We start from the raw sequence: 13350 nt of genomic DNA on the forward strand, positions 1-13350 counted from the left end.
TTTGCTAGGAAATTGAGCGGCCACGTATAACGGTTGGCCGGGGAAAGGAAAGACCATTGGCAGATTTTAAACCGATCCGTGCGCTTGGGTTGATGTCGGGCACCTCTATGGATGGTGTGGACGGGGCGGTTCTGACCACTGACGGCGTCGGGATACAGGACTTCGGAGAAAGCGCCTTTCGCCCGTTCACCGAGACCGAAGCCGATACTTTGCGCGCCGCGCAAGGGTTGTGGCCGGGGGAACAGCCCGAGGTGTTACAGGCTGCGCTGGAGGTCATCCAGACCGCACACGCCGATCTGATAGGGGAATTCGAAGATATTGATCTGGTGGGTTTTCATGGTCAGACGCTTAACCATGATCCCGAAAACGGACGCACGTTCCAGCTTGGCGACGGGGATGATCTGGCGCAGCGCAGCGGTATCCCGACAGTTTGGGATTTTCGCAGCAACGATATGGTCATGGGCGGGCAGGGCGCACCGCTGGCGCCTTTTTTCCACTTCGCCTGTGCGAAATGGGCCGGACTTACCGCGTCTGCGGCGTTTCTTAATCTTGGCGGGGTGGGCAACGTCACGGTGGTTGATCCCTCCAAACCATCGCCTGAGACAACAGGCGCGTTGATGGCCTTTGACACCGGCCCTGCAAATGCGCCGTTGAACGATCTGATGACTGCGCGGCTGGGGCAGGGTTTCGACGAAGACGGGGCGCTGGCTGCCGCCGGCAACGTTGACGAAACTGTTCTCACGCGCGTATTCCAGCGGTCTTTTTTCGCACAAAAACCGCCCAAGTCACTGGATCGACACGATTTTCACGATGTGCTGGAGCTTGTAGACAGGCTGGGTGACGCGGATGCAGCGGCAACGCTCACGGCTCTGCCCGCTGCCTGTGTTGCTGCAAACCAGAGCCATCTGACCCTGCAACCGCAAAACTGGTACGTCTGCGGTGGTGGTGCGTCCAATCCGGTGATGATGCAGGAGCTGTCCAAGCGACTTACCGGACAGGTAGACTCTATCGGAGAACTCGGGCTCGACGGCGATATGCTTGAGGCACAGGCCTTTGCCTATCTCGCAGTCCGGAGCAAAAGGGGACTGCCTCTTTCAGCACCCGCCACAACGGGTTGCACGGCTCCGGCCACTGGCGGACGGTACAGCCAACCCTAAACCTGCATCTCTTTTTGGGAAAAATATCCCCCGAGCGGAGCGGGGCATCCTAAAGCCGCAAAGGCAGCGGCTTTAGGGAAATCTCTAGGTGACGCGCGGTTTAACGGGTTGTCTCTGTCAGGCGACGGCGGACATAGCCGTCAACTGTGTTGATCATCGTATCCATATGATCGTTTTCAAAGAAGTGACCCGCACCTTCCAGAACCTCGTGGGTGATGGTGATGCCTTTTTGCTCGTGCAGTTTTTCCACCAGATCCACCGTATCGGCAGGTGGTGCCACACGATCGCCCGATCCGTTGATAATCAGACCGGAGGCAGGGCAGGGTGCGAGGAATGAGAAATCATACATATTCGCAGGAGGTGATACGCTGATAAATCCCGAGATTTCGGGGCGACGCATCAGCAGTTGCATGCCGATCCATGCGCCGAAAGAGAATCCGGCGACCCAGCAATGTTTGGCATTGGGGTTCATTGCTTGCAGGTAGTCGAGCGCGGAAGCTGCATCTGACAGTTCCCCAACGCCTTGATCGTATTCACCCTGACTTTTGCCAACACCGCGGAAATTGAACCGCAGGACCGTAAAGCCCATTTTGTGGAATGCGTAATGCAGGTTGTAGACAACCTTGTTATTCATCGTGCCGCCAAACTGGGGATGCGGATGCAGGATGATCGCAATCGGCGCATCTTTTTGCTTCTGCGGATGGTAGCGGCCTTCCAAACGACCGTCTGGTCCGGGAAAAATTACTTCAGGCATAGGTGCAAACAGGCTCCGTTGGGGCAGGGTTTTCCGTATGATGGTGTTGTCTTTTACATGCCAGAGACATGGTTGACTATTCCCCTCGGAAAACCTAGAACAATTCTAAATTGGGCGCGGTGGCCGCACTCCAAGCTGAACAGGAGTTAAGGCCTCATATCCCGCGCGTCAACACTTGCAATGGTGGAACGGCCGTGAAACTCAGTACAAAAGGCAGATATGCCCTGATTGCCTTGGTTGACTTGGCTCTGGAATCCAAGGGCGGGCTGGTCTCGCTCGGGGAAATCGCGGGCCGCCAGGACATCTCACTGGCCTATCTGGAACAGTTGTTCGTAAAACTGCGCCGTGCTGGCATTGTCGAGAGCGTGCGCGGTCCCGGTGGCGGCTATCGTCTGGCAGAATCGGCTGATGCGATCCGCGTGACGACAATCCTAGAAGCTGTAGATGAATCAATGGATGCGCTGAGCAAAGGTGCCGGCGCCTCCGGTGCATCATCCGGATCGAGAGCGCAAAGCCTGTCGAACAGGTTCTGGGAGAGCCTGTCAGCACATGTCTATGTCTTTTTGCATCAGGCCCGTCTGAGCGATATCATCACCAACCAGATGGCTCCCTGTCCGGCGGTTCCATCCCTGTTCCAACTCGTCGACGAGAATTTGGAGCCGGAAAGTCAGGTCGAAGCAAAATGACCCGGGTGTATCTGGACTGGAATGCGACGGCCCCATTGAGGGACGAAGCCCGCAGCGCAATGCTCGCGGCGATGGATGCTGTGGGAAACCCGTCAAGCGTCCACGCCGAAGGGCGCAAGGCGCTGGCTATTGTTGAGCGTGCGCGGGTGCAGATTAAAGCCGCTTTTGGCGTCGGGTCCGGTGATCTGGTGTTTACCTCCGGTGCCACCGAAGGGGCTGCGCTGGTTCTGAACGGCCGCGAGATCAGCTGCGGCGCCACAGAACATGATGCGGTTCATGCCTGGTGTGATCCGAACCTGCCGGTCGACGGGCAAGGCAGGATTGCGGTTGAATCGCCGGAAAATTCAGCCCTTCAGGCCGCCAACAGCGAAACCGGTATCCTGCAGGGCGGGTTCGAAAATATTGCGCTATGTGATGCGGTTCAGGCCTTTGGCAAGATACCCTTTGCCTTTGAATGGTCCGGCGCGCAAGCGGCGCTGCTGTCAGCCCACAAGATCGGCGGCCCGAAGGGCATCGGCGCGGTCGTGCTGCAACAGGGGCAGGAGGTTCCGGCGTTGATCAAGGGCGGCGGTCAGGAGCAGGGGCGGCGTTCAGGCACGGAGAATGTGATCGGTATCGCCGGTTTCGGTGCAGCGGCGGAAGCGGCGCAGCGGGATCTGGACAGTGGTTTGTGGGAACAGGTCGCAATTCTGCGTGATGAATTGGAAGCCCGTCTTGCCGATGAAGCGCCCGATGCCGATATCATCGGAAGAACCACGCAGCGGCTGCCGAACACCAGTTGTATCGCTGTTGCGGGCTGGAAGGGTGAAACGCAGGTCATGCAGATGGATCTGGCAGGATATGCCATTTCTGCGGGATCAGCCTGTTCCAGTGGCAAGGTAAAGCAAAGTCGGGTGTTGAAGGCCATGGGCTTTGACGATACGACCGCAAGTTCTGCGATCAGGGTCAGCTTTGGCCCCGCCACCACCCGCGACGAAGTGATGGGGTTTGCCGAAGCTTGGCTGGCCCAATACAGGAAATTCAAAGCCCGCGCAGCCTAGCGGCGGGCAAAAAACAATGAGGACAGCAACATGGCTGCTTTAGACGACGTACAAGTCAAAGAAGGTGTCGATCAGGAAACCGTAGATGCGGTTCAATCCGTGGGTGGAAAATACAAATACGGTTTTGAGACAGACATTGAAATCGAATACGCCCCGAAAGGGTTGAACGAAGACATCGTGCGCCTGATTTCGGAGAAGAACAAAGAGCCGGAATGGATGCTGGAATGGCGTCTGGCCGCCTATCGCCGCTGGTTGCAGATGGAAGAACCCGATTGGGCGATGGTGGATTACCCTGAAATCGATTTTCAGGACCAGTACTACTACGCCCGCCCGAAATCCATGGCCGAGAAGCCGAAGTCTCTGGACGATGTTGACCCCAAGCTATTGGAAACCTACGCAAAACTGGGCATTCCATTGAAAGAGCAAGCGCTTCTCGCAGGTGTGGAAGCGCCCGAAGGCGACCGTCGCGTGGCTGTGGATGCGGTGTTTGATAGCGTTTCCGTCGGCACGACCTTCAAGGATGAACTGGCCAAGGCCGGTGTGATCTTCTGTTCGATTTCAGAAGCCATTCAGGATCACCCCGAACTGGTGAAGAAATACCTCGGTTCTGTGGTGCCGCAATCTGACAACTACTACGCCACGCTGAACTCTGCCGTATTCTCGGACGGGTCTTTTGTATACATCCCCGAAGGCACCAAATGCCCGATGGAACTGTCCACCTATTTCCGCATCAACGCTGAAAACACCGGCCAGTTCGAACGCACGCTGATCATCGCGGAAAAGGGCGCTTATGTGTCCTACCTCGAAGGCTGTACTGCACCCCAACGGGACATCGCCCAGTTGCACGCAGCTGTTGTAGAACTGGTGCTGCTGGAAGATGCAGAAATCAAATATTCCACCGTTCAGAACTGGTTCCCCGGTGATGAAGAAGGCAAGGGCGGTATCTACAACTTTGTGACCAAACGGGCCGATTGCCGTGGCGACCGTTCTAAAGTGATGTGGACCCAAGTCGAAACAGGTTCTGCCGTGACGTGGAAATATCCGTCCTGCATCCTGCGGGGCGACGACAGTCAGGGTGAGTTCTATTCCATCGCCATCGCAAACAACATGCAGCAGGCCGATACCGGCACGAAAATGATCCATCTGGGTAAAAACACCAAGAGCCGGATTGTCTCCAAAGGGATCAGCGCAGGCAAGGCGCAAAATACCTATCGCGGGCTGGTCTCCATGCATCCCAAGGCACAGAACGCGCGGAACTATACCCAGTGTGACAGCCTTCTGATCGGGGACAAATGTGGTGCGCATACAGTGCCCTACATTGAAGTGAAGAATAACTCCGCGCGGGTCGAGCACGAAGCGACCACCTCCAAAGTTGACGACGAACAACTGTTCTACTGCCGCCAGCGGGGCATGGACGAAGAAGAAGCCGTGGCGCTGGTTGTCAACGGGTTCTGTAAGGACGTGTTGCAGGCCCTGCCTATGGAATTTGCCATGGAAGCACAGGCGCTGGTTGCCATCTCTCTGGAAGGATCGGTGGGCTAAACAGCCTGCCAACCCCACGAAATTCGCCGTACCTGCGGGGCGGCACTGCTACAATCAAGGATAATAAAATGTTGGAAATCAAAAACCTGCACGTCGGTCTTGAAGAAGAAGACAAGCAAATCCTCAAAGGTGTGAACCTGACTGTGGAAACCGGCAAGGTTCATGCGATCATGGGGCCGAACGGCTCTGGCAAATCGACTCTGTCTTATGTTCTCTCCGGTAAGGACGGGTACGAAGTGACCGACGGTTCAGCGGAACTGGAAGGCGTGGACATTCTGGATATGGAACCGGAAGAACGCGCGGCAGCCGGTTTGTTTCTGGCCTTCCAATACCCTGTTGAAATTCCCGGCGTCGGAAACATGACCTTCCTGCGGACGGCCGTGAATGCACAGCGCAAGGCCCGTGGCGAAGAAGAACTGAGCGCGGCAGAGTTTCTAAAAGTGGTTCGTGAAAAAGCAAAATCCCTGAAAATCGACGCGGATATGCTGAAACGCCCCGTTAATGTCGGCTTCTCGGGTGGTGAGAAGAAGCGCAACGAGATCCTGCAAATGGCGATGCTGGAACCGAAGATGTGCATTCTCGACGAAACCGACTCCGGTCTAGATGTGGACGCGATGAAGCTCGTGGCGGAAGGTGTGAACGCCCTGCGTGATGCCGGTCGCTCTTTCCTTGTGATCACTCACTACCAACGGCTGCTGGACCACATCAAACCGGATGTGGTGCACATTATGGCAGACGGCAAGATCGTGAAGACGGGCGGTCCGGAGCTGGCACTGGAAGTTGAAAACAACGGTTACGCCGACATTCTGGCAGAGGTGGCCTAAATGTCTGCCAAGCTGAAAAACAAGGGCGTTGTGCCCTCTATTACTGTGCCGGATGGCGGTAAATGGGCCACCACGGCCCGTCAGACCGCCGCTGATCTGCTGTCGGAAACAGGTTTGCCCCATCGTCGGGATGAATACTGGAAGTATACCGACCCGACAACGCTGACCGCACCGGAAGCAACTCCTGCTGCGATTTTCAAAAGCGACGAAGCCCTGCCGTTTGACGGGGTGGATGCGGTAAAGATCGTGTTTGTGGATGGCGTCTATGACGCGGCGCAATCAGACGCGCTCGAACTGGCCGGTGTTGAAATCGAAACGCTGGCAGATGCAGCGCAGAAGGATATTCACTGGGCCGGTTCGGTCTACGGCGTGCTTGAGGGCAGGGGCCAGAACCCTGTGTCCCGTCCGCTGGCGTCCTATAATACTGCCGTGTCCGAACAGGGTTTCGTGATCCGTGCGACAGGTAAAGCGGCCAAGCCGATCAGCTTTATCTATCTGCACGAAAGCGAAACATCCGACGCGGTGATCCATCACACGATCAAGCTCGACGAAGGGGCGGATCTGACGGTGCTGGAAAACGGCCCTGCTGCGGCGCGGATCAATGCGGTTATGGAAGTCGAAGTTGCGGATAGCGCAGCGTTTCATCATGTGCGCGCCCAAGGGCGGGATCACGAACGCCGCACCGCCACCCATATCTTCGCGCGCCTTGGTACTGAAAGCAGCTTTAAGTCTTTCACTCTTACTGTGAACGGCATCCTGACACGAAATGATGCGATCATCGAATTTACCGGCGACAATGCCCATGCCACAGTGGCCGGTGCCTGTGCGGGGGATGGGGCGTTCCATCACGATGACACCGTTTTCATCACCCATGATGCGGTGAACTGTGAAAGCCGTCAGGTGTTCAAGAAGGTTCTGCGCAACGGTGCAGTCGGAGTATTTCAGGGCAAGATTCTGGTGAAACCGGATGCCCAGAAAACCGACGGCTACCAGATCAGCCAAGGTTTGTTACTGGACGAAAATTCCACCTTTCAGGCCAAACCGGAGCTGGAAATCTACGCCGATGATGTGGCCTGTTCCCACGGTTCTACCGTTGGAGCGATCGACGACACAGCCTTGTTTTACCTCACCTCCCGCGGGATTCCCCATAAAGAGGCGCAGGACATGCTGACTCTTGCCTTCCTTGGTGAAGCCATCGACGAAGTGGAAGACGAGGCACTGGCCGACGACCTGCGCAGCCTGCTTCAGGGCTGGATGGCGCGGCGGCACAGCTGATGTCGCTGCTGGCAGATATTGGCGCGGCCTATCGCGGGCCGCGCCGCGAAATGGCCCATCAGGTGTCCATTATGACGGAACCCCGTATTCTTATGCTGGGGTTTACCGCCTGCCTGTTGAATTACGTGTCCCGGATGCCGGATCTGGCCGCGATTTCCTTTCTGGCAGAGGATGATCCGGCAATGATGCGGGCACGCTTTGCAACGTTGTTTGTGTCATCCGTGATCATGGGGCCGCTGTTCCTTTATATCATTGCCGCCTTGTCCCATCTGGTTTTGCGCCTGTTTGGCGGGCAGGCGACATGGCAGGAAGCGCGTCTTGCATTGATGTGGGCGGCGCTGGTTGCATCACCACTGGTGCTAATCAGCGGCGCTTCCAAAGTCTTTGCCCCCCCTTCGGTTTTTTTGGTTGCCACACTGCTGACGGCTGTGGTCTTCTGCTGGCAATGGGCCTTATGTCTTGCAACAATTGAATTTCCCCGCAGGGTCACGGCCTGATTAAGTGTTGATAAACAACATAAAAAGCAGAGCGGGCACATGACACATTCAGAAGACGAATTCGAAGCCGGTCACGGCGTTTTCCAACTTGACCGCAATGGACTGGTTGATCGCGTAAGCGATGGCTGGCGCGACATGCGTGCCTCTACGCGACGTTTGTTGCGTGAAAAGCCCAGCGAAGGGCGGTTGATTTTCTACGTTCTCGTTTCTGATATGGTGTTCTTTGCCAGTTGGTCCCTGAAAACTCTGGTGGCACCGGCTTCCATCGCCGGTGGGATTATTTCCGCAGATAAAATCGGCCTTCTGATGATGGCTGCCCTGATGTTGCGCACCGCATTGATGTATCTGTTTTCGCTGCTGGTGCAAGTTGTCGCCAAAATCTTCAAAGGTGCTGCCAACTGGAAGGATACCCGTACAGCGGTTTTCTGGGGCGCATTTGTCTCTGCACCCTTCGGTTTGGCGGCGGCTGTGATTGCGGCCGTCATGGGGATGTACGAACCCGTGATGCCATTTCTGGGCAACAAATGGCTGGCTTTGCCGGTCTATTGGCTCGGTCTGATCCCTTTCGTGTGGTATATTGCAGCAGGTACCGCAGAAGCGCATAAATTCCGGATGACAAGCCCGACATTCATGGCTATGTCGTTGTTCGCACTCGTTTTAACCGTGGCAACATTGCTGGTCGGTGCAGGAGATATGATCGGATGACCCCACAGCGACTGATTGACTTTGTGCCATTGGCAATCCAGTCGCTGACCCAACCGAGGGCCACGTTGCGCCAGATTCTTGCGATTCCGGCCAACCGGAACGAAGTCGTCCTTGCGGGCTGGTTTGTAATCGTTCTGAACTTGATGTTTTCCCTGCTTGCGGGGCTCCTGATTTATCCCGAAGCGGTCGCGCAGGCCGAATCCCTTCCCCTTGGAAGCAGCGTTGTCATGCTTGCCCTGACATTGTTCGGCGGGGCGTTCTTGATGTACCGCGTCGGACGCGCATTTGGCGGCACCGGTGATTTCGACAGCAGTTTGAAGACCGTGATCTGGCTGAACTTTATCCTGTTTCTCGTTCAGATTCCGGTCCCGTTTGCCACACTTCACAGTGCTGAAACCTCCGGGCTCGTCATGCTTCTGGTGCTGGTTGTTGCGATGATACAAATTACCGCACAGGTTATGGAGCTTCACGGCTTTACCAAAGTCATGCCCGTGTTACTTGGCATTATCGGGGTGCAACTTGCGCTCGGGTTCGTGATGCTGGTGGTGTTCAGCATCATGGGCGCCACTCTTCCAATGCAAACGGTGAAATGACCATGTACGACGTCCAGAAAATCCGCGCCGACTTTCCTATCCTGAAGCGGGAGGTCAATGGCAAGCCGCTGGTCTATCTCGACAACGGTGCATCCGCCCAGAAGCCGCAAGCGGTGATTGATGCGGTGACGCGGGGCTATGCCGAAGATTACGCAAACGTACACCGTGGCCTGCATTACCTGTCGAACCTGTCGACCGAGAAATACGAGGCAGTGCGCGGAACGGTTAAGACCTTCCTGAACGCAGCCCATGAAGATGAAATCCTTTTTAATTCCGGCACAACCGAGGGGATCAATCTGGTCAGCTACGGTTGGGCAGCACCCCGTTTGCAGGCTGGTGACGAAATTATCCTGTCGGTGATGGAACATCACGCGAATATCGTGCCTTGGCACTTTCTACGCGAACGGCAGGGCGTGGTTCTGAAATGGGTAGATACCGACGTTAACGGTGATCTGGATCCGCAGGCGGTGATTGACGCAATCACGCCGAAAACCAAACTGATTGCGATCACCCAGATGTCTAATGTGATGGGCACGGTGGTAGATGTGAAAACCATCACAAGGGCCGCCCGTGAAAAAGGTGTTCCTGTGCTGGTAGACGGATCACAGTCTGCTGTGCATATGCCGGTTGACGTACAAGACATCGGCGCGGATTTCTTCGCGATTACCGGTCACAAGCTTTATGGCCCGTCTTCTTCCGGTGCGATCTACATCAACCGCGCGCGTCAGGCCGAAATGCGTCCCTTCTTTGGCGGCGGTGATATGATCCGCACGGTGGCCAAAGATGCTGTGACCTATAATGATCCACCTCACAAATTTGAGGCCGGTACGCCCGGGATCGTCCAGATGATCGGCCTCGGGGCCGCGCTTGAATATATGATGGGTGTGGGGATGGAGAATATTTCCGCCCATGAGACCGCCCTCCGGGATTACGCGCAGGAAAAGCTGAGCGGGCTGAACTGGCTGAACATCCAAGGCAATTCAAAGACCAAGGGCGCGATTTTTTCGTTCACTCTGGAAGGTGCGGCCCATCCCCATGACATTTCAACTGTTGTGGACCAGCGGGGGATCGCGGTGCGGGCAGGGCACCATTGTGCGCAGCCATTGATGGAGCATCTTGGCGTGTCAGCCACCTGTCGCGCCTCTTTCGGGATGTATAACACCACCGAGGAAGTGGACAAACTGGTGAGTGCGCTGGAACTCTGCAACGAGCTTTTCAACTGATCAGACTGTTTTCGCTGCGTGTGCCTGATTTGGATGTTTGAACCAAAAAGAGACTCCGTCAATCCTTAACGTTAAGCGACTTGCGTGACGTGTTTCTAACGGTGTAATGCTGTTAAAAGTATTACACGTTAGGACAGATCATGGCGCGCAGGCCGACCCTCAAAGATATTTCAGAGCTCGCAAATGTAAGCGAAATGACGGCCAGCCGTGTTTTGCGGGGCAAGGGGGAAGCCTCTGCTGTTACACGGGAGCGTGTTCTTGCGGCGGCAAAATCAGTTGGTTACGTGCCAAACCGGATCGCCGGCTCTTTGAGTTCCAAATCGGTGGATCTTGTCGGAGTAGTGGTTCCCTCTATCAGCAGCTTTGTTTTTGCCGAAGTGTTAACAGGTCTGTCTAACGTACTGAAAACCACAACGATGCAACCGGTGTTTGGTGTTTCGGATTATGATCTGGAAACCGAAGAAACCGTTATCCGTGAGATGCTGAGCTGGCAGCCGAAGGGGCTGGTCGTGGCCGGGTTGGAACATACGGATGCAGCGCGCAAAATGATGCAGAATGCCGGTATTCCTGTCGTTGAAATCATGGACGTGGACGGAGAGCCGGTGGACCTGAATGTCGGGGTTTCCCACAGGCGGGCCGGATACGAGACGGGTAAGGCCATTCTGGAGCGCGGATATAAGAAGCTTGGCTTTATCGGAACGAAATATCCGCTGGATCATCGGGCGGCTAAACGGTTTCAGGGGTTTCAGCAGGCTCTTGCCGAAGCAAATGTTATGCTGGCGGATCAGGAGCTTTATACCGGCGGGTCTACCCTGTTACTCGGGCGGCAGCTTACCGAAAAGCTGCTGGAGCGGACACCGGATCTGGATATGATCTATTATTCCTCTGACACTATGTCCTGTGGGGGATTGATGCACTGCATCATGAATAATATTTCCGTGCCCGACCAGTTGGGGCTGGCCGGATTCAACGGGCTGGACCTGCGGCACGGAATGCCGATGCTGACCGCCACGATGAATGCATATCGCTTTGAAATCGGGAAACGGGCGGCGCAACTGATCCTTGAACATGAACAGGCTGACTATCGCGCGGTGCGTCAGGTGATCGAGTTCAAGCCGGATGTGGAGCTTGGCGACACGCTCTGACCTTATCCCACAAAAAAAGGCGCCCCGATGGAGCGCCTTTTCTTTTAATGTCAGCAGATTAGCAGCTGTAGTACATACCGAACTCAACAGGGTGCGGAGTGTGCTCGTAGTTGTAAACTTCTTCCCATTTCAGCGCGATATAACCATCGATCTGGTCGCGGGTGAAGACGCCGCCTTCCAGCAGGAAGTCCATGTCTTTTTCCAGCTCTTCCAGAGCTTCACGCAGGGATGCGCAAACTGTCGGGATTTCGGCCAGTTCTTCAGGTGGCAGATCATAGAGGTCTTTGTCTTGCGCTTCGCCCGGGTTGATCTTGTTTTTGATACCGTCAAGGCCGGCCATCAGCAGGGCAGAGAAGCAGAGGTACGGGTTTGCGGCCGGATCAGGGAAGCGGGCTTCAACACGTTTCGCTTTAGGGGATTCTGTCCATGGGATCCGCACACAACCGGAACGGTTGCTTGCAGAGTAGGCGCGCAGAACAGGGGCTTCAAAGCCCGGGATCAGACGCTTGTAGCTGTTGGTGGACGGGTTGGTGAAGGCGTTCAGCGCTTTGGCGTGCTTCAGGATACCACCAATGAACCACAGGGCCTCATCAGACAGGTCGGCGTATTTGTCGCCTGCAAACAGAGGCTTGCCATCTTTCCAGATGGACATGTTCACGTGCATGCCTGTACCGTTATCGCCGGAAATCGGCTTTGGCATGAAGGTTGCGGATTTTCCGTAGGCGTGTGCCACGTTGTGAACGATGTATTTGTACTTCTGCAGTTCGTCCGCTTGCTTGGTAAGCGTGCCGAATACAAGGCCGAGCTCGTGCTGACAGGATGCAACTTCGTGGTGGTGCTTGTCCACTTTCATCCCGATGGATTTCATGGTGGACAGCATTTCGGAGCGCAGATCATGGGAACTGTCGGTCGGGTTCACAGGGAAGTAGCCGCCTTTGATGCCCGGGCGGTGGCCCATGTTGCCCATCTCGTAGGATGTGTCGGTGTTCCAGGACGCATCAGCCGCATCAACTTCGTAGGATACTTTGTTGATTGTGTTGGAGAAACGCACATCATCAAACAGGAAGAATTCAGCTTCCGGTCCGAAGAAGGACTGATCACCAATGCCGGATGCTACAAGGTAAGCTTCTGCACGTTCAGCAGTGGAACGCGGGTCGCGGCCGTAGGATGCGCCAGTGTCAGGCTCGACAATGGAGCAGTGGATGCAAAGTGTTTTTTCTGCGTAGAACGGATCGATATACGCGGAAGTCGTGTCCGGCATCAGTTTCATGTCGGAATCATCGATGGATTTCCAGCCAGCGATGGAAGAGCCGTCAAACATGAAGCCTTCTTCGAACCATTCTTCGTCAATTTCGTCAATGATCACAGTGACGTGCTGCAGTTTACCGCGCGGATCGGTAAAGCGGACGTCGACGTAGGCCACGTCTTCGTCTGCGATCAATTTCATGACGTCGTTTACACTCATTTTAACATTCCTCGTTAGTGTTGTTCGTGTTGGATGGATCAAAGCCTCTGTCAGAGGGCTTCTGGTCCTTCCTCGCCTGTCCGGATACGGATGGCTTGTTCGACTGATGAGACGAAGATTTTGCCGTCGCCGATTTTTTCGGTCCGTGCTGCCGCGATAATCGCTTCAATGGCAGTTTCGACCTGATCTTCGGCGATAACCACTTCGATCTTAACTTTTGGCAGAAAGTCCACAACGTATTCGGCGCCACGGTAAAGCTCGGTATGACCTTTTTGGCGGCCGAAACCTTTGGCTTCAATTACGCTCAGCCCCTGAACGCCCACTTCCTGAAGCGCCTCTTTGACTTCATCAAGCTTGAACGGTTTGATGATCGCTTCGATCTTCTTCATAGAGCGGCCTCCTCAGTGCGTTTGTCTCAACTAGGGTACAAATAGGGTTTGCCCA

At 55.3% G+C, this 13350-nt stretch carries 14 protein-coding genes; 11 read left to right on the forward strand and 3 right to left on the reverse strand.

Annotation, left to right across the window (positions count from 1 at the left end):
* Positions 1–56 precede the first annotated feature (56 nt).
* Positions 57–1157: an anhydro-N-acetylmuramic acid kinase gene (locus C0U40_RS15880; protein WP_286135042.1), complete on the forward strand. Its 1101-nt coding sequence runs from the start codon at positions 57–59 to the stop codon at positions 1155–1157.
* Between the two features lie 100 nt (positions 1158–1257).
* On the opposite strand, the gene C0U40_RS15885 is transcribed toward C0U40_RS15880, so the two are convergent.
* Positions 1258–1911, reverse strand: a complete 654-nt coding sequence (locus tag C0U40_RS15885) for an alpha/beta hydrolase (protein ID WP_101656791.1) — start codon at positions 1909–1911, stop codon at positions 1258–1260.
* Between the two features lie 194 nt (positions 1912–2105).
* Between C0U40_RS15885 and C0U40_RS15890 the strand changes: the two genes are divergently transcribed.
* From C0U40_RS15890 to C0U40_RS15935, 10 genes are all read left to right on the forward strand, one after another.
* Positions 2106–2597 (forward strand): Rrf2 family transcriptional regulator, encoded by a 492-nt coding sequence (locus tag C0U40_RS15890; RefSeq protein WP_101656792.1) that lies wholly within the window; start codon positions 2106–2108, stop codon positions 2595–2597.
* Positions 2594–3637 (forward strand): cysteine desulfurase family protein, encoded by a 1044-nt coding sequence (locus C0U40_RS15895; RefSeq protein WP_101656793.1) that lies wholly within the window; start codon positions 2594–2596, stop codon positions 3635–3637. Before C0U40_RS15890 ends, C0U40_RS15895 begins: the two co-directional genes overlap by 4 nt.
* A gap of 30 nt (positions 3638–3667) precedes the next feature.
* On the forward strand, positions 3668–5179 hold the full coding sequence (gene sufB / locus C0U40_RS15900) for a Fe-S cluster assembly protein SufB (RefSeq protein ID WP_101656794.1): 1512 nt from the start codon (positions 3668–3670) through the stop codon (positions 5177–5179).
* Between the two features lie 68 nt (positions 5180–5247).
* Complete coding sequence (gene sufC / locus C0U40_RS15905) at positions 5248–6003, forward strand: Fe-S cluster assembly ATPase SufC (protein WP_101656795.1); 756 nt, start codon at positions 5248–5250, stop codon at positions 6001–6003.
* Entirely contained in the window at positions 6004–7278 is a 1275-nt protein-coding gene (locus tag C0U40_RS15910) for a SufB/SufD family protein (protein WP_101656796.1), read from the forward strand.
* Positions 7278–7775 carry a YIP1 family protein gene (locus C0U40_RS15915; protein ID WP_101656797.1) on the forward strand — a complete coding sequence of 166 codons (498 nt, stop codon included), beginning with the start codon at positions 7278–7280 and terminating at the stop codon, positions 7773–7775. The genes C0U40_RS15910 and C0U40_RS15915 overlap by 1 nt, the downstream gene beginning before the upstream one ends.
* 39 nt (positions 7776–7814) lie before the next feature.
* Positions 7815–8480, forward strand: a complete 666-nt coding sequence (locus C0U40_RS15920; protein WP_101656798.1) for a YIP1 family protein — start codon at positions 7815–7817, stop codon at positions 8478–8480.
* On the forward strand, positions 8477–9073 hold the full coding sequence (locus C0U40_RS15925; RefSeq protein WP_101656799.1) for a YIP1 family protein: 597 nt from the start codon (positions 8477–8479) through the stop codon (positions 9071–9073). The genes C0U40_RS15920 and C0U40_RS15925 overlap by 4 nt, the downstream gene beginning before the upstream one ends.
* A 2-nt stretch (positions 9074–9075) precedes the next feature.
* Complete coding sequence (locus C0U40_RS15930) at positions 9076–10296, forward strand: cysteine desulfurase (protein WP_101656800.1); 1221 nt, start codon at positions 9076–9078, stop codon at positions 10294–10296.
* Between the two features lie 140 nt (positions 10297–10436).
* Entirely contained in the window at positions 10437–11441 is a 1005-nt protein-coding gene (locus tag C0U40_RS15935; RefSeq protein ID WP_101656801.1) for a LacI family DNA-binding transcriptional regulator, read from the forward strand.
* Positions 11442–11499: 58 nt separating this feature from the next.
* Here C0U40_RS15935 and glnA read toward each other — a convergent pair whose 3' ends face one another.
* Together glnA and C0U40_RS15945 are read right to left on the reverse strand one after the other, a co-directional pair.
* Entirely contained in the window at positions 11500–12906 is a 1407-nt protein-coding gene (gene glnA / locus C0U40_RS15940) for a type I glutamate--ammonia ligase (RefSeq protein WP_101656802.1), read from the reverse strand.
* 50 nt (positions 12907–12956) lie between these two features.
* Entirely contained in the window at positions 12957–13295 is a 339-nt protein-coding gene (locus tag C0U40_RS15945; protein ID WP_101656803.1) for a P-II family nitrogen regulator, read from the reverse strand.
* Between the last annotated feature and the right edge of the window lie 55 nt (positions 13296–13350).

Origin of the sequence: Neptunicoccus cionae, from assembly GCF_002860325.1 — a bacterium.
GTDB classification, from domain to species: Bacteria; Pseudomonadota; Alphaproteobacteria; order Rhodobacterales; family Rhodobacteraceae; genus Amylibacter; species Amylibacter lutimaris.

Excerpts from the sequence above, each read along its gene's own strand:
- C0U40_RS15885 (WP_101656791.1), bottom strand. The coding sequence starts at position 1,911 with ATGCCTGAAGTAATTTTTCCCGGACCAGACGGTCGTTTGGAAGGCCGC.
- C0U40_RS15895 (WP_101656793.1), top strand. The coding sequence starts at position 2,594 with ATGACCCGGGTGTATCTGGACTGGAATGCGACGGCCCCATTGAGGGAC.
- sufB (WP_101656794.1), top strand. The coding sequence starts at position 3,668 with ATGGCTGCTTTAGACGACGTACAAGTCAAAGAAGGTGTCGATCAGGAA.
- sufC (WP_101656795.1), top strand. The coding sequence starts at position 5,248 with ATGTTGGAAATCAAAAACCTGCACGTCGGTCTTGAAGAAGAAGACAAG.
- C0U40_RS15910 (WP_101656796.1), top strand. The coding sequence starts at position 6,004 with ATGTCTGCCAAGCTGAAAAACAAGGGCGTTGTGCCCTCTATTACTGTG.
- C0U40_RS15915 (WP_101656797.1), top strand. The coding sequence starts at position 7,278 with ATGTCGCTGCTGGCAGATATTGGCGCGGCCTATCGCGGGCCGCGCCGC.
- C0U40_RS15920 (WP_101656798.1), top strand. The coding sequence starts at position 7,815 with ATGACACATTCAGAAGACGAATTCGAAGCCGGTCACGGCGTTTTCCAA.
- C0U40_RS15925 (WP_101656799.1), top strand. The coding sequence starts at position 8,477 with ATGACCCCACAGCGACTGATTGACTTTGTGCCATTGGCAATCCAGTCG.
- C0U40_RS15930 (WP_101656800.1), top strand. The coding sequence starts at position 9,076 with ATGTACGACGTCCAGAAAATCCGCGCCGACTTTCCTATCCTGAAGCGG.
- C0U40_RS15935 (WP_101656801.1), top strand. The coding sequence starts at position 10,437 with ATGGCGCGCAGGCCGACCCTCAAAGATATTTCAGAGCTCGCAAATGTA.
- glnA (WP_101656802.1), bottom strand. The coding sequence starts at position 12,906 with ATGAGTGTAAACGACGTCATGAAATTGATCGCAGACGAAGACGTGGCC.
- C0U40_RS15945 (WP_101656803.1), bottom strand. The coding sequence starts at position 13,295 with ATGAAGAAGATCGAAGCGATCATCAAACCGTTCAAGCTTGATGAAGTC.